At 58.9% G+C, this 17,118-nt stretch carries 14 protein-coding genes and 1 tRNA gene; 6 read left to right on the top strand and 9 right to left on the bottom strand.

All coding sequences use genetic code 11. The features are described from left to right. Positions 1-27: 27 nt before the first annotated feature. The 4 genes from ACQY1L_RS06595 to pcsA form a co-directional block, all read right to left on the bottom strand. Positions 28-942 carry an ABC transporter permease gene (locus tag ACQY1L_RS06595; RefSeq protein WP_062580772.1) on the bottom strand — a complete coding sequence of 305 codons (915 nt, stop codon included), beginning with the start codon at positions 940-942 and terminating at the stop codon, positions 28-30. Then, positions 942-2,027: an ABC transporter permease gene (locus tag ACQY1L_RS06590; protein WP_062456776.1), complete on the bottom strand. Its 1,086-nt coding sequence runs from the start codon at positions 2,025-2,027 to the stop codon at positions 942-944. The genes ACQY1L_RS06595 and ACQY1L_RS06590 overlap by 1 nt, the downstream gene beginning before the upstream one ends. After that, complete coding sequence (locus ACQY1L_RS06585; protein ID WP_430243442.1) at positions 2,017-3,612, bottom strand: ABC transporter ATP-binding protein; 1,596 nt, start codon at positions 3,610-3,612, stop codon at positions 2,017-2,019. The genes ACQY1L_RS06590 and ACQY1L_RS06585 overlap by 11 nt, the downstream gene beginning before the upstream one ends. A gap of 166 nt (positions 3,613-3,778) precedes the next feature. Next, complete coding sequence (gene pcsA / locus ACQY1L_RS06580; protein WP_430243440.1) at positions 3,779-4,507, bottom strand: phosphatidylcholine synthase; 729 nt, start codon at positions 4,505-4,507, stop codon at positions 3,779-3,781. A gap of 215 nt (positions 4,508-4,722) precedes the next feature. Here pcsA and ACQY1L_RS06575 point away from each other — a divergent pair, with 215 nt between their 5' ends. Continuing rightward, a complete protein-coding gene (locus tag ACQY1L_RS06575; RefSeq protein WP_062456766.1) occupies positions 4,723-5,925 on the top strand; it encodes a UbiH/UbiF family hydroxylase in 1,203 nt (400 codons plus the stop codon). On the opposite strand, the gene ACQY1L_RS06570 is transcribed toward ACQY1L_RS06575, so the two are convergent. Together ACQY1L_RS06570 and ACQY1L_RS06565 are read right to left on the bottom strand one after the other, a co-directional pair. Then, positions 5,902-6,864 carry an AEC family transporter gene (locus tag ACQY1L_RS06570; RefSeq protein ID WP_062580780.1) on the bottom strand — a complete coding sequence of 321 codons (963 nt, stop codon included), beginning with the start codon at positions 6,862-6,864 and terminating at the stop codon, positions 5,902-5,904. The genes ACQY1L_RS06575 and ACQY1L_RS06570 overlap by 24 nt on opposite strands. 43 nt (positions 6,865-6,907) lie before the next feature. Then, a complete protein-coding gene (locus ACQY1L_RS06565) occupies positions 6,908-7,660 on the bottom strand; it encodes a cytochrome c biogenesis CcdA family protein (protein ID WP_430243438.1) in 753 nt (250 codons plus the stop codon). A gap of 217 nt (positions 7,661-7,877) precedes the next feature. On the opposite strand from ACQY1L_RS06565, the gene ACQY1L_RS06560 reads away from it, so the two are divergent. From ACQY1L_RS06560 to ACQY1L_RS06550, 3 genes are all read left to right on the top strand, one after another. Next, positions 7,878-7,953: transfer RNA gene (locus tag ACQY1L_RS06560), tRNA-Lys, on the top strand. A 513-nt stretch (positions 7,954-8,466) separates the two neighbouring features. Next, positions 8,467-9,909, top strand: a complete 1,443-nt coding sequence (locus tag ACQY1L_RS06555; protein ID WP_430243436.1) for an efflux transporter outer membrane subunit — start codon at positions 8,467-8,469, stop codon at positions 9,907-9,909. Between the two features lie 433 nt (positions 9,910-10,342). Beyond that, positions 10,343-11,740, top strand: coding sequence for a hypothetical protein (locus ACQY1L_RS06550; protein WP_430243434.1), 1,398 nt, complete (start codon positions 10,343-10,345; stop codon positions 11,738-11,740). A 37-nt stretch (positions 11,741-11,777) separates the two neighbouring features. Here ACQY1L_RS06550 and ACQY1L_RS06545 read toward each other — a convergent pair whose 3' ends face one another. Both ACQY1L_RS06545 and ACQY1L_RS06540 read right to left on the bottom strand, forming a co-directional pair. Beyond that, the gene (locus ACQY1L_RS06545; RefSeq protein ID WP_430243432.1) at positions 11,778-12,698 is read right to left on the bottom strand and encodes a glycoside hydrolase family 16 protein; all 921 of its coding nucleotides are present in this window, start codon (positions 12,696-12,698) and stop codon (positions 11,778-11,780) included. Positions 12,699-12,709: 11 nt separating this feature from the next. Beyond that, positions 12,710-13,861, bottom strand: a complete 1,152-nt coding sequence (locus ACQY1L_RS06540; protein ID WP_430243430.1) for a glycosyltransferase — start codon at positions 13,859-13,861, stop codon at positions 12,710-12,712. A 171-nt stretch (positions 13,862-14,032) separates the two neighbouring features. Here ACQY1L_RS06540 and ACQY1L_RS06535 point away from each other — a divergent pair, with 171 nt between their 5' ends. Together ACQY1L_RS06535 and ACQY1L_RS06530 are read left to right on the top strand one after the other, a co-directional pair. Next, positions 14,033-15,679, top strand: coding sequence for a GMC oxidoreductase (locus ACQY1L_RS06535; protein ID WP_430243428.1), 1,647 nt, complete (start codon positions 14,033-14,035; stop codon positions 15,677-15,679). After that, a complete protein-coding gene (locus ACQY1L_RS06530; protein WP_430243426.1) occupies positions 15,669-16,712 on the top strand; it encodes an NAD-dependent epimerase/dehydratase family protein in 1,044 nt (347 codons plus the stop codon). The genes ACQY1L_RS06535 and ACQY1L_RS06530 overlap by 11 nt, the downstream gene beginning before the upstream one ends. Positions 16,713-16,739: 27 nt before the next feature. On the opposite strand, the gene ACQY1L_RS06525 is transcribed toward ACQY1L_RS06530, so the two are convergent. Then, positions 16,740-17,033: a hypothetical protein gene (locus ACQY1L_RS06525; RefSeq protein WP_430243424.1), complete on the bottom strand. Its 294-nt coding sequence runs from the start codon at positions 17,031-17,033 to the stop codon at positions 16,740-16,742. Between the last annotated feature and the right edge of the window lie 85 nt (positions 17,034-17,118).

Here is a 17,118-nt window from a genome sequence, read left to right as displayed (position 1 = left end):
CTTGAAGACGGGGTGTGCTTACCGCGGTCACCGATCGGGGACGAATGCCTTTCCGAGCGAAGCCGGCGTATTGATGAGCGTCGTGCGACGATTATGCGAGATGATGATGAGGACGACAATAGTCGCCACGTAAGGAAGTGCGGACAGAACCTGCGAGGGAATGCCGATGCCGAACGCCTGCGCATGCAGCTGCCCGATCGTCACGGCACCGAAAAGATAGCCGCCGGCGAGAACCCGCCACGGCCGCCACGAGGCAAAGACGACGAGCGCCAGCGCAATCCAGCCGCGTCCGGCCGACATGTTTTCCACCCATTGCGGCGTATAGACAAGCGACAGCTGCGCACCGGCAAGACCCGCACAGGCGCCACCGAACAGCACTGCCAAATAGCGCGTGCGGATGACGTTGATGCCGAGCGCATGCGCCGATCCGTGGTTGTCGCCGATCGCGCGAAGCTTCAGGCCGCGACGGCTCTTGAACAGGAACCAGTTGATGCCGATGACAAGCGCGATCGACAGATAGAAGGTCAGATCCTGGGCGAAGAGAACCCGGCCGACGAAGGGAATGTCGGACAGAAGCGGAATGACGATCGGCTGCAGCTTGATGCCCGGCTGGCCGACGAAACTCTCGCCGAGCTGGCCGGAAATGCCGAGACCGAGGATGGTGAGTGCCAGTCCCGTCGCCACCTGGTTTGCCACCAGCGTCAGCGTCAGGAACCCGAACAGCAGCGAAAACAGACCGCCGCCAACAATGCCGGCGACGATGCCGATATAGGGCGAACCGGTCATCTGCGTCGCCGCAAAGGCGCAGACGGCGCCCATGATCATCATGCCTTCGACGCCGAGGTTAAGCACACCGGCACGTTCGGTCACGAGTTCGCCGAGCGCCGCAATGACGAGCGGTGTCGCGGCAGTGATGACGGTAAGAAGGATCGCCTCGAACATCAGCCCTTCGCCTCCGCCTGGCTTCCGGCAAAGATCAGCCGGATGCGGTAATGGATCAGCGTATCGCAGGACAGAACGAAGAACAGCAGCAGGCCCTGGAAGACGCGGCTGACTTTATCGGAAATCCCGATCGAAAGCTGGGCCGCCTCACCACCGAGATAGGTGAGCGCCAGAACGAGGCCCGACGCGATGATTCCGAGCGGATTGAGACGCCCCAGAAACGCAACGATGATCGCGGTGAAACCGTATCCGGGCGAAATCGACGGCTGCACGTGACCGATCGAACCGGATACTTCCGAGATCCCCGCAAGCCCGGCAAGTCCGCCGGAGACGAGCATCGAGAACCACACCATGCGCCGTGCCGAAAAGCCGGCAAAACGCCCTGCCCGTTCCGACTGCCCAAGCACCTGAACCTCGAAACCCTTCAGCATGAAGCGCATCATGAACCAGAGCGCCACCGCGGCAATGATCGCGAAGGCAAAGCCCCAATGGGCCCGGCCGGAGGCCAGCATTTCCGGCAGCACCGCCTCGATCTGGAAGCTCTTCGTCTGCGGAAAATTATAGCCCTGCGGGTCACGCCATGGGCCGCGGACCAGCCAGTCGAGAAACAGCTGCGCGATATAGACCAGCATCAGGCTGGTCAGAATTTCGTTGGTGTTGAACCGCGTCTTCAAAAGTGCGGGAATACCCGCGTAGAGCGCGCCGCCGGCAATGCCCATCAGAAGCATCAGCGGCAGGATCATCGGCGAATGCCACTCGGGATAAAGAACCGGCAGGATCGAACCCGTGATCGCCCCGATCGTGAACTGGCCCTCGGCGCCGATATTCCAGTTGTTCGAGCGGTAGCAGATCGAAAGCCCGACCGCGATCAGGATCAGCGGTGCGGCCTTGACGGCCAGTTCATGCAGCGACCAGACTTCCAGAAGCGGCTCGATAAAGAAACTGTAGAGCGCAGATCCCGGGTTCTTGCCGAGCGCCCAGAACAGGATGGCGCCGCCGATCAGTGTCAGCACCAACGCCAGAAGCGGCGAAAGAACCGAAAACAGTGTCGAGACGCGGGCGCGCTTTTGCAGTTCAATGCGCATACGTTGCCTCCGGCGAGGACGGCATGGCGTCAGGGATCGAATGGCTCTCGTGGATGCCACCCATCATCAGCCCGATCCGCTCCAGCGACAGGCTGCCGACCGGATGCGGCTCCGACAATTTGCCCTCCGAGATAACAGCGATATTGGTTGCCACCTCGAAAATCTCATCAAGGTCCTGGCTGATCACGACGACGGCGGAGCCGGATTTCGCGAGATCGATCAGCGCCTGACGGATCCGGCTCGCAGCACCGGCATCGACGCCCCAGGTCGGCTGGTTGACGATCATGATCGAAGGCTGCCGATCGAGTTCGCGCCCCACGACGAATTTCTGCAGATTGCCTCCCGAAAGCGATCCCGCCAGCGGATCCTCTCCACTCTTGCGCACATCCATCTGCTGACAGATGCGTTTGGTAGCCGAGCGGATCGCACCGGAACGCACGATCGACGCCAGACCGCCCGACAGGAATGCCTTCCGGTCCGGCTGGCTGCGCGCCAGAAGCAGATTGTCGGTCAGCGACATGCCGGGTACGGCAGCATGACCATGCCGCTCCTCGGGCACGAAACTAGCGCCGAGCAGCCGCCGGCCATTGATGCCCGTGCGACCCACGGACTTGCCGCGGACCTTGATCCGGTCATCATCGGCAACCGGATATTCGCCAGACAGCGCGTCGAACAGTTCGCTCTGGCCATTGCCCGCAATGCCCGCAATCGCAAGGATTTCGCCTGCCCTAACGCGCATAGAAATGTTCTTGAGACTGACCGCGAAAGGCGAGCGCGCCTTCACGGTCAAATCGGTCACATCGAGTTGAATGTCCCCGAGCGCCACCGCCTCGTCCCGATGCACCGCGGCAACTTCGGTACCCACCATCATCCGGGCAAGTGACGCTGGCGTCTCCTGCCTCGGATCGCAGGCGCCGGTCACCTTGCCGTGGCGAAGAACGGTGGCGCGGTCGCAGATGCGACGCACTTCCTCCAGCCGGTGGCTGATATAGAGCACCGAGCGGCCCTCGGACTTCAGCTTGAAAAGCGTCTCGAACAACCGGTCCGCTTCCTGCGGCGTGAGCACGGAGGTCGGCTCGTCGAGAATGATCAGCTTCGGGTTCTGGAGGAGAGCCCGCACGATCTCGATCCGCTGGCGTTCACCGACCGAAAGGTCGGCCACATGCGCATAAGGATCAAGCGGCAGTCCGTACGCCTTGGAAAGCGAGGCAGCCTCTTCGGCGATCTTGGCAAGTGGTGTCTTCGGATCGAGCGAGAGCGCGATGTTTTCGGCAACCGTCAGCGCTTCGAACAGCGAGAAGTGCTGAAACACCATGCCGATGCCGAGCTGCCGGGCTTCCCCAGGCGAACCAATCGTCACCGGGTTCCCCTGCCAGACAATCTGCCCGCCCGATGGCTGAAGCACGCCGAACAGCATCTTTACGAGAGTGGATTTGCCGGCACCGTTTTCGCCGAGCAGCGCATGGATTTCACCCGGCGCGATATCGAGATCGATACCACTGCACGCAGCAAAATCGCCGAACAGCTTCGTCAGTCCACGGACCGACAAAAGCGAAGCAGCCTGCTCGCTCTCGGAAAAAGTCACGACGTCCCCTCGTTCACCCGCGCGCCCGGTCTTGAGTGCCGGTATTTCCGCGTCGCAGTTATTTCAAATGCTGAACCCGTCCGGTCTGACCGGATACTGGGTTGATATTGATACCGTTTTTGTTGCCTTGCACAACAGCAAAGAGACGCGTTGCGAAAAAACGCAGCTATTTTCCAAGACCTGGAAAAAGCTGCATCATGCCGCCAATGCAATAGAGATAAAGACTGCTGATCACGACGCCCCAGACGAGCCAGTCCGGTGACTGGAAATGCAGGAGCAGCGAGTAGCCGGCGAGCGCGCACCAGAGCAGGCAGATCCCGAGATTGAGCGGCCGAAGGCGCTTGACGCGCACCGGATGGAGGAAATTGATCGGCAGGAAAGTGGCAACCACGGATACGGAGACCACGATCATGGCCGTCGTCGCACTGGCATCGATGACGAACAGCGTCAGCACCACCATGTTCCAGACGACCGGGAAACCGGAGAAGAAGTACTCGTCGGTCTTCATGCCCATGTCGGCATAGTAGATCGCACTCGAAACGACGATGGCGCCGGCCGCAACGAATGACCAGGGTTCGCCGATCATTCCACTTTGATAAAGCGCAAAGGCCGGCAGGAGAACGTAAGTCACGTAATCAATGATATTGTCGAGCGTATCGCCCGACCAGTTCGGCAGGACTTCCTTCACATGCACTTTGCGCGCAATCGGTCCGTCGATCCCGTCAACCAGAAGTGCCAGCCCCAGCCACCAGAACATGTCGACAAATCGATGTTCTGCCGCAGCCACGACACCGAGGAATGCCAGGAACGAGCCTGACGCCGTCAGGAGATGCACGGAGAAAGCCCGGATTTCCGCGTAAGGGACGTTCCGATAATTGAATAGTCGCCTGAACACGCGTCCCCCGCCTTTCCGTGAAGCCTGCGAGATATGCGGCCAATTGTCCCCGTTTGCAACTGCGCATGCCGGCGCACACCTGATTATGACCGGGAAAACCAGGATTTCTCTCGATCCCTCGTGGGCAGCGCGTGGCGAATCTGGCGCTGCTACGGCTGGAATTACGGCCGGCACTCTATAAATACGGTGAGAGCGAATGGCTCCGGAGGTGACAGATGCACGAGTTCGAAATTGCCGTCGTTGGCGGCGGCCTGACAGGATCGGTGGCGGCGCTGGCTTTTGGTCGAGCCGGCCGCAAAGTCGCGCTGATTTCGCCGGCATCCGAGCGAGACGATGGGCGCACGACCGCGCTGATGGATCAATCCATCCGCCTGCTGGATCGACTGGGTCTGTGGGATATCATCGCACCCTCGGCAGCACCGCTGTCGATCATGCAGATCATCGACGGCACGACGCGGCTGCTGCGCGCGCCCACCACCCAGTTTCGCGCACAGGATGTCGGCCTTTACGCATTCGGCTACAACATTCCCAACAACGCTCTGTCTCCGGCGCTGGAAAAGGCGATCGACCTTGAGCCGAACGTGACCCGGTTCACCCATCAGGTCGACGCGTTTGATTTCTACGGTGATCGCGCCAGCCTCACCTTGTCGGACGGCTCGTCGATGTCCGTTGATCTGGTCATCGGCTCGGATGGGCGAAAGTCGAGCACGCGCGAGGCCGCCGGAATAGACGTCCGCCGCTGGTCCTACCCGCAGTCCGCCCTGGTGATGAACTTTGCCCATACGGTGCCGCATCACAACGTTTCGACGGAGTTCCATACCGAAACCGGACCGTTCACGCAGGTTCCCCTACCCGGTTCCCGCTCCAGCCTCGTCTGGGTTGTGAGGCCCGAAGAAGCCGAGCGGTTGATGGCGACCGATCTCGACCAGCTGTCGCAGCTCGTCGAAGACCGCATGCAGTCGATGCTCGGAAAGGTGACCGTCGAAGCCGCCCCGCAGGCCTGGCCGCTTTCGAGCCTGATGGCAGACCGGTTCGGCAAGGGTCGTGTCGCACTTGTCGGCGAAGCCGCGCATGCCTTCCCCCCGATCGGCGCTCAGGGCCTCAACCTCTCGCTGCGTGATATCATCACGCTGAGTGATCTGGTGACGGACGAACCGGACAGACCGATCGGCGCGGATATCGGCGATCGTTTTAACCGGAGCCGCCGCCCCGATATCATGACCCGCACCTTCGGTGTCGATCTGCTCAACCGCTCACTTCTGTCGGACTTCCTGCCCGTCCAGATGCTGCGGGCGGGCGGTCTGCAGGTCTTGAAAAACGCCCCGCCGTTACGCAATCTGATGATGCGGGAGGGGATCGAACCGGGCCGCGGACTGCGCGAAATTTTTTCGGGCCTAAGGAAGCAAGCCCGCAGATAGAAAACCGGAATGGATGAGATAGAGGATCGCTGGCAGGGTGAAGACAGACGCCAGCGTGATAATCAGGATGCTCGCCGACGCGCGCTCCTGCCAGACGCCATATTGCTGGCTGATGACGAAGACATTGGTGGCTGTCGGCAGGGCTGACAGCAGCGTCGCCGAGTAGATCCAGACCGGTTCGAAACCACCGATCAGCGACAGGACCGAAAACGTCGTCAGTGGCAGTACGATCAGCTTGAAGACGGCGATATAGCCGATCTCGACCGGAACACGCCGCACCGGCCTCAACGCCAGCGTCACCCCCATTGCAAAGAGCGCGCAGGGCGCCGCCGCTTGCGCCAGATAATCGATAAGCCGCTGTACCGGTTCGGCCGGCTGCCACGCCATCGCGGCGAATGCAAAGCCGACAGCTGTCGAGATGATGAACGGGTGCAGCAGAACCTTGCGGGCGATATCGCCCGCCACCGCCAGCGGTGATCGACCGTCGCCGCCGGCTGCCGCCATCATGGCGGGTGCCACGATAAAATGGGCGGCGTTCTCGAAGCAGACGATCAGCGCTACCGGCACGGCAGCCGCTTCGCCAAAAGCAAGCAGTGCAAGCCCCGGCCCCATATATCCGATGTTGCCGTAAGCGCCGGCAAACGCCTGGATCGTGCAGTCCTCGAATGACGTCTTGCGGATCAGGAACCCGATCAGGAACACCACCGTGAAGATCAGATAGGTCGCGAAGATCTCGCCAAGAATGAAGTCGACCCGCGCCAGTTGCTCCATCGGCGTGCGCGAGACGAGCTTGAAGAACAGCGCCGGAAGTGCCGCATAGATGATGAACGTGTTCATCCATCCAAGCGCCTCGGCCGGTTGTTTGGTGACCTTTGCGGCCACGTAGCCGATCAGGATTAGTCCGAAAAACGGGAGCAGCAAGCCGATGATGTCGCCCATGCCGCCTTTAATCCTTACCGCGGTTGACCTTGTGGCCGTTCCGTTAGCCGATTTGCATCAGGATTGGAAAGGTCTGCTGGAACCAGATCGCGGCTGACGTCACGAAACCGAAGATGAAAGCAAGGCCGGTCAGGATCAGCAACACGCCCATCGCCTTCTCGACGTGACCGAGATGCCGTCGAAAGCGGGTGAGGAACCGCATGAAGGCACCGGAGAACCCGGCAGCGATCCAGAACGGCACGGCGAGACCGAGCGAATAGATCGCCAGAAGCATGGCGCCCTCGCCCACCGTATCGCGCGACGCGGCAACACCGAGGATCGCGCCGAGAACTGGACCGATGCACGGCGTCCAGCCGAACGCGAAAGCCAGCCCCATCACGTAGGCGCCAGACAGCGTCGCCGGCTGTCCACCGCCATGAAACCGCGCCTCGCGCGCAAGCAGGCCAATGCGGAACACGCCGAGGAAATTCAGGCCCATGATGATGATGATCACGCCGCCGATCTTGGAGAGCAGGTCGAGATGCTGCCGGAGAAGAACACCGATCGTCGACGCACCGGCGCCAAGCGCAACGAACACGGTCGCAAAGCCGAGGGTGAAGAAGAACGCGGCCAAAAGAACCGCGCGGCGCGTATCCTTTGACCGCGACACGGACGCATGCCCGTCGCGAAACTGGTCGACGGAAATCCCGGCCATGTAGCACAGGTAGGGCGGCACCAGCGGCAGGACGCACGGGGAAAGAAACGATAGAGCGCCGGCAATCAAGGCACTCAGAAGAGAGATATCAGCAATCGACACGTTTTGGTCCGCAGGTTTTGATCGGCATTGTCCGACCGTGGGATCGATTTCACCTAAGCATGCCGCGCGCGGAAAGCCAGTCACCTTTTTGCGCGCAGGCGAAGCGGCCGGGGAAAAGCGTTAGGAACGCAATTTTGCACAGCTAGCGGGGTTGACCGCAAAGAGTGACCTGCATATGTTCCGCGCACTTTCAAAGGATGCCTCGGCAGTCTTTAGGGAGAGCGTAGCTCAGCTGGTAGAGCAACTGACTTTTAATCAGTAGGTCCAGGGTTCGAACCCCTGCGCTCTCACCATTCAAAAACGTCATGAACCCCTGCGCTACAGGGGTTTTGGACGACCCCGAGAAGACCAGCCTTCTCAACTGAATAATCCCATGAAGATCATTGTGGGTGTCAGCCCGCTGACGGCTTCGTAGGCGTCACCGTACTGTTGCGACGTTCTGACAAGCGTGAGGTTTATTGCGAACCCCGGTGACAACGCGCGATTATTGGCGTCATCGAGGTCGAACCATTGGACGACGGCGAGCGGAACGAATTTGCCATGTCCGCATACAGCTCAAGGGCAGTATCCCGCAACCTCTGCAAGAGCAATTTCCCGTAGTGATGCACGGACGAGCGATCCGATTTCAATGAATTCAGAGAAATCTGCTTTTTCGCGAATACGCGTACAGTTGAAACGCTACTTGAATAATAAGATTTGCCTGTATTTACTATTATTTAACTATCTTTTACTATCGTCTTAATTAATGTAATTAACTGCAATTCAGTCGTTGCCAAGCGGGTTGAATAATGGATTTCGGATCGCATATGACATCCATCCGCGTAGCCGCTCCTCTCGTCATGCTCCTTCTCTCCGGCTGCGTGGTCGGACCGAACCATCAGGCCCCGGAAGTGTCCCTGCCTGCAAAGTTTGCCGAGGGCGGACAGACGAGCAATGGCGACGTTTCCATGAAAGCCTGGTGGACGGCGTTTTCCGACACGCGCCTGAACGGCTACATGCAGACGGGCCTGGCCCAGAACCTCAGCGTTCTGCAGGCTCTGGAACGCATCAACCAGGCCAAGGCATCCGTCGTCAGCGCCGGCGCCGGCGGTCTTCCTTCGCTCGATATCGATGCGCAGGGCGAACGCAGCGGCACCAAGGACATCGGCGGGCGGCTCGGTGCCACATCGACTTCGCCGCAATCATCCGCCAGTGGTGGGGCCAGCGCGTCCTGGTTCCTCGATCTGTTCGGCCTTTACCGCCGCAGCAAGGAATCGGCTCTTGCCAGCCTCGACTCGGCCTACGCGAGCGTTGACGTCGCCCGCCTCAGCCTGCTTTCGCAGGTTGCCGCTGCCTATATCGATGTTCGCTACTATCAGGAGCGTATCGCGATCACCAAAAAGAACCTCGGTTCTCGCCGTGAAACGCTTGATCTCACCAAGCTTCAGCTGGAAGCCGGTGCTGCCTCCAGACTGGATGTTGTTCAGGCCGAAGGTCTTGTGAACTCGACACTGTCAGAGCTGCCAGGTCTCGAGACCCAGTATCGCACCGCGGCGCATCGCATCGCGACGCTTCTCGGCATGCCGGCGTCCACACTGCTTCCTGAACTGCAGCGCGGTGCCCGCCAGCCGGTCGCCCGCTACAGCACCAAGACCGGCATTCCCGCCGACCTGATCCGCAATCGACCTGACATTCGTGCGTCCGAACGGCAGCTTGCCGCAGCCGTTGCGCAGATCGGCGTTGCCGAAGCACAGCTCTATCCGGCGATTACGCTCGGTGGCTCCATTTCGCCATCCTACACCCGCGTTGCCGGAAGCGGCGAAAGTGGCATCCTGTCCTGGTCCTTCGGTCCGGCCTTGTCTCTTCCGATCTTCGACGGCGGCGCCCTGCGTGCCAACGTCAAGTCGTCCGAATCGTCAGCCCGCGAAGCCTATCTGTCCTGGAAGCAGACGGTTCTCGATGCCGTCGAGGAAGTCGAGAACGCGCTTGCCGCCGTTGCCCGCGATGGCCGCACCGTGGCAGCGCTCCGTGCGACCGTGAAATCCTACGAGGAAGCTCTGCAGCTCGCAACCGCAAGCTATCGTGATGGCGCCTCCTCGCTGCTCGACGTTCTCGACGCACAGCGCGAAGTCTCCACCGCCCAGGCAAGCCTGGCCCAGGCCGTACAGCAGATGGCGCAGGACTATGTCTCGCTCAACGTCGCACTCGGCGGCGGTTATGCGGTTTCGAACGAGAACCCAAGCAACGAAGCCGTTCAGTCCGATAAGTAAGCGTGCTGACGCAGGCCGGGACACGGCACGTAAAAGGCCCCAACTGAATCTCGAACGAATGCAAATGAGCCGTAACCGAGCGGGCACACCGGAGTTCACGACTGCGGCTCGCAGAGATGATCTGCCTCGCGTTCCACCCAAAATACATTTCAAATAAGATATGTACAAATTTTGGAGATTATGTATCCAATCAAAAGAGATAGAATTATAAGGCGGAATTGAAGTCTAATTAAATGAAGATGTAATATATTTTCGGATATTACAATCCGCCCCGCTGAAACTGGCAAGACACGTTCGTTGGTATGAAGGGACAGAGTTCTATGAAACGTGGAGCTAGCGTAGTGGGCGATATGCGGCTCGCCGTCGTATTGGATTTTGGACACTCTGCACGCGTTGTCTCGCAACCGAGAACGGCTAGGGGAGGAGTTCGCCAATGGGCATAGAGCCGCTCGGCATTTTCGTTGCTGCGATCGGAATTGTCAGCGTTTTTCTGGGATATCGCTCCGCCGCAATCATCTTCATGACGCTGGCAGTACTCGGTGCCGCAGCAACGTTAATCGTCGGCTCCTCGAGTATTCCACCCGCTCATCTTTTCATTCTATTCCTGGCTGCAGCGACTTTGTCGCACCGGCGTGAAGCTGGCTTGGCATTGCGCGCCATGGCATTTCCCCGTCCAGCCTTCTGGCTGGCTGGATTGCTTTTATACGGGGCTGCCACAGGTCTGTTCGCGCCTCGGCTGCTTGCAGGGGTCACACAGATAGTCCCGCTGGGTATCTCCGAGTATAACGCCGACGGCGGGACAGTTCCTCTGGGTCCCGTATCGAGCAACCTGACGCAGGCAGTCTACCTGACGGCGGACCTCATCTCATTTTGTCTGTTGGTCGCGATCGGCTCCACCCCCAAGGGCTTCGTTGCACTCGTCATCGGGCTGATTTCCTATGCGGCTGCCAATATCGTTTTCGGATTAATGGATCTGCTGGGCGGCCCTGTTGGGCAGGACCTGCTCGGCCTCATTCGAAACGCCCAGTATACGATGCGTGAGAACGACACCGTGGCTGGCGTCAAACGTGTCGTCGGATCTTGGCCGGAGGCATCAGCGTTTGCCGGAACGACGCTCGGCTCTCTTGGCTTTTGTGGCACGATGTGGCTGTGCGGAAGGTTCAGCCGCTGGACCGGCATCGCTTTCGTCATTTCCCTCTTCCTGATCATCAGATCGACCTCGTCGACAGGCCTGTTTGCAGCGCCGCTGTGCCTTGCTCTGCTCTATATGACTGCCGTTGTGCGCAGCGGCGCGAATTGGGGGAGTTTCAACAGTTCGGCAACCTTACTGCTTGCCCCTCCCATTGCCGCTATTTGCCTGATGATGATTGCGCTGGATGAGGCACTGACCCGCCAGATCACCGACTACGTCGATCTCTTGATATTCAGCAAGGCGAACTCGTCATCCGGTTCCGAACGCGGTGCATGGAATGCCTATGCCCTCGCGAACTTCGTGGACTCATCCGGACTTGGCGTCGGACTGGGGACCGCGCGAACCTCGAGCTTCGTTATGGCGCTGCTATCCAATGTTGGATGGCCTGGGACTTTCCTCTTCGTTTGCTTCATGATCGCGGCGTTCGCACCTGCAAAGCATACACCACGATCGTTTTTCTCCGACAGCCGGATGGCCGCACGAAACGGCTGCTTTTGTCTCCTGATCGGGTCCTTGGTAGCAGGCCCGACCGTCGATCTGGGTTTGCCCTTCTTCATTCTGGCTGCCTTGGCCAGTTGCCGACCTGAAACCGCTGTCGACGAGGCATCCGCAAGAGTGCCAAGCGCGCAAGGGGCATAGATGATGGGGCATGAATGCTGGGCGCCTGCCGGCAGCCCTATTGATAGACGTGGAAGTAGTCGATCCGCATATGGGTCAGCAGTTCCTCAGGGCGTAACTGCGCGGGATAGGGAACATCGGATCGTAGCGCCAGGGTGAGCAATGGCCAGAAGGTGTCGCCCTGCATATCCAGCTCTCGCGCGCGCGTGATTTTCCATTTCGCTGGCAGTTTCGTCGCCATGTCGATGACCGGCAGGCGTTCGAAATAGGGCGTGCAGAACTCGTCGGTCACCAAAATCCCGTATCGGCAATACTGCCGGGTCATGTCAACCGGCGTTGGAACACCCGTAGAATCGTGGTTCTGTCCAGGCTCGCCCCATTCATGCAAATACGCGCCATAGAGATTAGGCTCCCAGCCCTTATGCTCCACGACGTCGAGTTCGATGCTCGTTTTCGGAAAGAGGATACTGCGACCGTTCATCATCCAGAATGCCGGCCAGGTCAGAGGATGCCTGGGAAACAACATCCGGGCCTCGAAATAGCCTTTCCGCCAGGACTTGGAAATCTCGCCGCTACGCTTGGCGGTTTTCAGATTTCCGGAGATCCATTGAAATTCGCGGGAAGTGTTTCCATAATAGTGCGGAACGCTCATGGTCCGACCAATATACTTTGCCGAAATCTGCAACGCTTTGCCATCGGTCGCTGCCACGTCGTCGACGATGGCATAGGGATTGAACCCCTCCTCGCCGTCGCGTCTTGCGAAAGCCGAGCGTCCGTAAAAACCGGGATCTGACTTTGTCGGTTTCGGCCCTGCATCCCAGACAGACCAGTCGATGTGGCCAAAGTTGTCGGCGAAGGTCAGCGTCCGCCCTGACACCGGATCAGCCTCGGTCGCCATCGCCCTGGAGGAAGCTGCAAGTCCTAGCCCAAACTGAGCGCTGGAAAGCAGGAAAGAACGGCGAGATATGTCCAAAGCCATGCAAACCTCTCTCAGGTCGGGAGCGCGCGATCGAACCCGGAGGCATACCGGATTGCGTTGGCATGTTGACTGACGACCCGCTCGGGACTGAACTGGTCGACATAGTCCCTCCGGTACTGCGCGTGGGAACGCTCCTGCACCAGATTATCGCAGTAGTAATTCATGGCTTCCAGGAGACCATCAATACCGTTCATCGGCACCAGGCGGCCGAGCCTGTTGTCGACGAGGATATCGCTTGGACCGAACTCGCAGTTGGTCGATACCACCGGCAAGCCGAAGCGCAAGGCCTCGCAGATCGCCAGGGACCACCCCTCCCATCGTGACGATGAGACATAAATATCGCTTGAGGCGAGTGCCGGGCTTGGATCCTCCGGATGGTGTTCGATGCTCACCAGATCAGCGAGTCCCAGCTCCTGAATGCTCTTGCGGAGCGCCGCTTCGCCACTGCCGTAGCCAACGATTTTCAGTCGGACGTTTCCGCGTGACATGCGCAGCTTGTCGAACGCCGCCAGAAGGACGTCCTGTCCTTTCTGGAAACTGAACCGTCCGACATTGACGAAGGTGATGACATCGCGCGCGTCGCGGTCAGCCTGCATCGCGCTCGCAGCGAAGTGTCGAACGGGATTAGGCACCCAGTAGTGAGGCAGGCTGCTTTTGAACATGGCGCGAAAGGACTCAAGCTGCCTGGGAGAGGTGCCGAAGACGGAACTCAACCTCTTCAGGAAGACGGCTTTCATCAGGAAGAAGAGAAGTTTTGCCTTGGTATGGCTGCGCTCAAGTTCCGGGTTTCCGTGCAGATGAACGGCAAACTTTCGCTTCAGGCCCAGGCAGGATGCCATGCAGATCACAGCCGGCTCGACCTGCGGTACGACGATCAGGTCATACTCCTTGCTGGCAATAACACGGCGAAACTGCCGCATCAGATCGAAACGGTTGCGCGCGATGGCATCGATCACCCGGTAGGGCCTCGGATCCGTGGGACGATTATGATGGATGGTGGTGTAGAGAACGTCGATGCTGAGATCGTCGCCATGCAGTTCGGATAGCTTCGAGCAGATCGTGTCGATGACGCGTTCCATACCAGCAAACGCGCGCGTCCCGGGCTGGATATACAAAATTTGAAGCTTGCGTTCCCTGCCCTTCAGCACAGGCTTGTCAGCCATCGTAAGCCTCCTCAATGAATAAAACTGCTTGAGCCAAAACTACATTATTATTTCTAGATACCAATATTTTTGTTGTTGCAAAATGAATTTTATTCACGGAATGTATTTCAGTACAGACAATCATTAGTTGCTTCATAACACTTATTATTATAACGCGAGAGGATCGTAGAGATGTCACTGGCGGAAATCCGGTCATCTGTGGGCGACAGCACGCTGCCGCCTCTCCGTTGCGATATCTGCATCGTCGGATCAGGTCCCGCCGGCGTAACGCTTGCGGAGTCATTGTCAGGCACCAAGCTCCGCGTGATCCTGCTGGAAAGCGGAACGGGTGAGAGAAGCAATTTCGCCGACAGCCTGAACCAGATCGAGAATGTCGGTCGCCCCCGAGCCGATCAATGGGCAGTACGCAACCGGATACTCGGGGGCAGTTCCCACACCTGGGGTGGGCGCTGCGGCGATTTCGACGACATTGACTTCGAAAAGCGTGATTGGGTGCCGCATTCCGGTTGGCCATTCGATCGAGCCCATATGGAACCCTATCTCGATCGAAGCGCACGCTATCTGGGCCTGGCGCAAGGCAGCGGTTACAGCGACGAACGTTTCTGGCAGTTTGCCGGACGGCGCCCACCCGATAACGACCTCGACAAGGAGGTGCTGATCCCCTTCTTCTGGCAGTTCAGCCGCGATCCCGAGGAAAGCTATCCCTACGAATATAGAAGATTTGGTCGGAACCTCGACAGGAAGTTAGGGTCGAACATCACCCTCGTGACAGGCGCGACCGTTTTGAAAGTCCATATCGAGGACACATCGAACTCGGTGAAATCCGTTGAATTCGCAACCCAGGACGGGCAAAGCAAGCTGATTGCAGCGCCGGTTGTGATCCTGTGCTGCGGCGGAGTGGAAAACGCCCGCATACTGCTGAATTCCGACAGCCAAAACCCTCGGGGCCTCGGTAACGACTACGACCAGGTCGGCCGATATCTGATGGATCACCTACGCGGTCCAATCGGTTCTTTCGATGTCTCCACCACTGCGGCACTACAGAAACGCTACGGCCGCTACAATGTCGACGGCAGGTTCTTCAGGGCCGGGTTCCGTCTCAGCCCCACCATTCAAAGACGAGAGCGCTTGCTGAACTGCGCAAGCTGGCTTGGTGAAATCCGAGCGCCAGACGATCCGTGGGATGCCTTGCGGAGGATCGTCGGCGGTGCTGGTCGACTTCCCAGCGACGTGTTCAGCGTGGTCTCGAACAGCAATCTTCTCGTTCGCGGGATCAAGGATCACTTTGCCGAAAAGAATGGGGTCCCACGGAAACTGTCTGCTCTGACACTGGAATGCATGATTGAACAGGTGCCCAACCCGGACAGCCGCGTCACGCTATCGGAGAAGAGAGACCATCTTGGAATGCGCTTGCCCAAGGTCGACTGGAGAAGCAGCGTCGACGAGGCACGAAGCATGCATGCGATGGCGCATCTGACCGCAGGTGAGTTTGCGCGACTTGGACTTCCGATCCCCGAACTGGAGCAGTGGGTGCTCGACAAGGCAGACTTGCCGGACAGTTTCGTCGATGTCGCTCACCCGACTGGAACCACAAGGATGTCGGCAGAGCCATCGTCTGGTGTCGTTGACGAAAACTGCCAAGTCCATGGCGTCCCGGGCCTCTATGTGTCTGGAAGTTCCGTGTTTCCGACAGCCGGACACTGCAACCCGACGCAGATGATCGTCGCCATGGCGGTACGCTTGTCGGATCATCTCGTTTCCAAGGCGAGCGCCGGTGCCGACGACCTGAGCGCAAGGGTATTGGTCGATGCCGTCTGAAATGGGGAGGAAGATCGTACTTGTAACCGGGGCCACCGGGCGGATAGGCAAAGTCGTTGTCGACGACCTGCTCGAGCGAGGATATTCGGTCAGGGCGGTGACTTCGAACCCCCGGACGCGAGCCGAAAGCCAGGGCAGCGAACGGGTCCAGTGGCGACATTTCGACCTTTTGCGGGACACCGATTTTGACAGTCTCGTTGCCGGGTGCGTGGGCGTAATCCATCTAGCCGCCGTACTTGGCGACATGGCTAAAATGAAAGCGGTCAACGTCGATGCCACGCGGATGCTTGCTGAAGCGAGCGAGAGACACAACGTTTCTGCCTTTTGTTACACCAGCTCCGTCTCGGTCTACGGGAGCGGGCGTCGACGGCATGTGGATGAAAAATCTCCGACCCTCACGGTTCAGCGCGACGACGCCTCCGAATATCTGGCGCTCGACTATGTCCGAATGTATGGACGGACGAAGCTTGAGGGAGAGATGGTCCTGAAAGATACCGCCAGGGCTGTTCGCTATGTCATAGTGCGACCGACAGTCGTTGTAAGCGTTGACGATCTGATTTCCATAAGGGCCTGGCCGCTCTCAAAGCGCCTTTTCGGCGCTCATCGACATGCCCATCATCTCTACGTCAAGGACCTTTCGGACGCACTCGTGTGGTTTCTGGAGCGAGGTCTCTCGGGCAAGCTAAAGCAGGGTTTGGTCGACACATTCAATATCGCGGAGGACGATTATGCACGACCTCGACATATTGATTTCATGCGCCGCGCATATGCTGCCAGTCATGATCAAAGGTTCCGCAGCATAGCGTTGCCCGGGGTGTTCGATTGGGCGCGCGATATCATGCGCCTGCGCCGCTTGTCTTTGCGCAACCCGCTCTGGCGGATGCGTTTCTCGACGGCCAAACTCGCCGCAACCGGCTATAGGTTCAGGTTCGGAATGGCATATGCCGAGCAGCAGGCAATTGATCGGTTGTCGGTAGAAAGCAGGGCCAGCAACACGCCGTCCGCGTCACTTGAGAACCCGACAACCGCGTAAGGACGATCGGCCCTTTGCAAGGCTGTGCTAATCCTGCACGTGGTTTGAGCCTGTATCAAGCTTTCTGGCTTCATTCGCACGACGCGCGCATCGTATCCGGATGCCATGCAGCACGCCGTAGACGGATACGTAGCCGGCTTCCAGCGCGAAGGCGTACATTGCAGCCCATACAAACGATGCGACTAGCCCGTATCCCGCAACGATGCTCGCACAAACCGACCCCGCGATGAGAACGAACAGAACGACGCTGAAGACGGCGACATGCAAACGTACCGCACATACCGCTCCGATGATCACAGCAAGGATCAGGGCGATGTACATATTCTAGTCAACCCCCGATTGCCGCAATAGAAAAGACGCGGATTCGAATATCACGGAAGCCGTTCGGCACGCAAGGCAAAAGGAA

It is taken from the genome of Neorhizobium sp. DAR64862/K0K3 (assembly GCF_050500185.1).
GTDB lineage: Bacteria > Pseudomonadota > Alphaproteobacteria > Rhizobiales > Rhizobiaceae > Neorhizobium > Neorhizobium soli.
This window is presented reverse-complemented; position numbering and strand designations above follow the sequence as displayed.

Bases quoted from the DNA above. Each gene is read 5' to 3' on its own strand.
- ACQY1L_RS06595 (WP_062580772.1), bottom strand. From the start codon at position 942: ATGTTCGAGGCGATCCTTCTTACCGTCATCACTGCCGCGACACCGCTC.
- ACQY1L_RS06590 (WP_062456776.1), bottom strand. From the start codon at position 2,027: ATGCGCATTGAACTGCAAAAGCGCGCCCGCGTCTCGACACTGTTTTCG.
- ACQY1L_RS06575 (WP_062456766.1), top strand. From the start codon at position 4,723: ATGCACGAGTTCGAAATTGCCGTCGTTGGCGGCGGCCTGACAGGATCG.
- ACQY1L_RS06570 (WP_062580780.1), bottom strand. From the start codon at position 6,864: ATGGGCGACATCATCGGCTTGCTGCTCCCGTTTTTCGGACTAATCCTG.
- ACQY1L_RS06555 (WP_430243436.1), top strand. From the start codon at position 8,467: ATGACATCCATCCGCGTAGCCGCTCCTCTCGTCATGCTCCTTCTCTCC.
- ACQY1L_RS06550 (WP_430243434.1), top strand. From the start codon at position 10,343: ATGGGCATAGAGCCGCTCGGCATTTTCGTTGCTGCGATCGGAATTGTC.
- ACQY1L_RS06545 (WP_430243432.1), bottom strand. From the start codon at position 12,698: ATGGCTTTGGACATATCTCGCCGTTCTTTCCTGCTTTCCAGCGCTCAG.
- ACQY1L_RS06540 (WP_430243430.1), bottom strand. From the start codon at position 13,861: ATGGCTGACAAGCCTGTGCTGAAGGGCAGGGAACGCAAGCTTCAAATT.
- ACQY1L_RS06535 (WP_430243428.1), top strand. From the start codon at position 14,033: ATGTCACTGGCGGAAATCCGGTCATCTGTGGGCGACAGCACGCTGCCG.
- ACQY1L_RS06530 (WP_430243426.1), top strand. From the start codon at position 15,669: ATGCCGTCTGAAATGGGGAGGAAGATCGTACTTGTAACCGGGGCCACC.
- ACQY1L_RS06525 (WP_430243424.1), bottom strand. From the start codon at position 17,033: ATGTACATCGCCCTGATCCTTGCTGTGATCATCGGAGCGGTATGTGCG.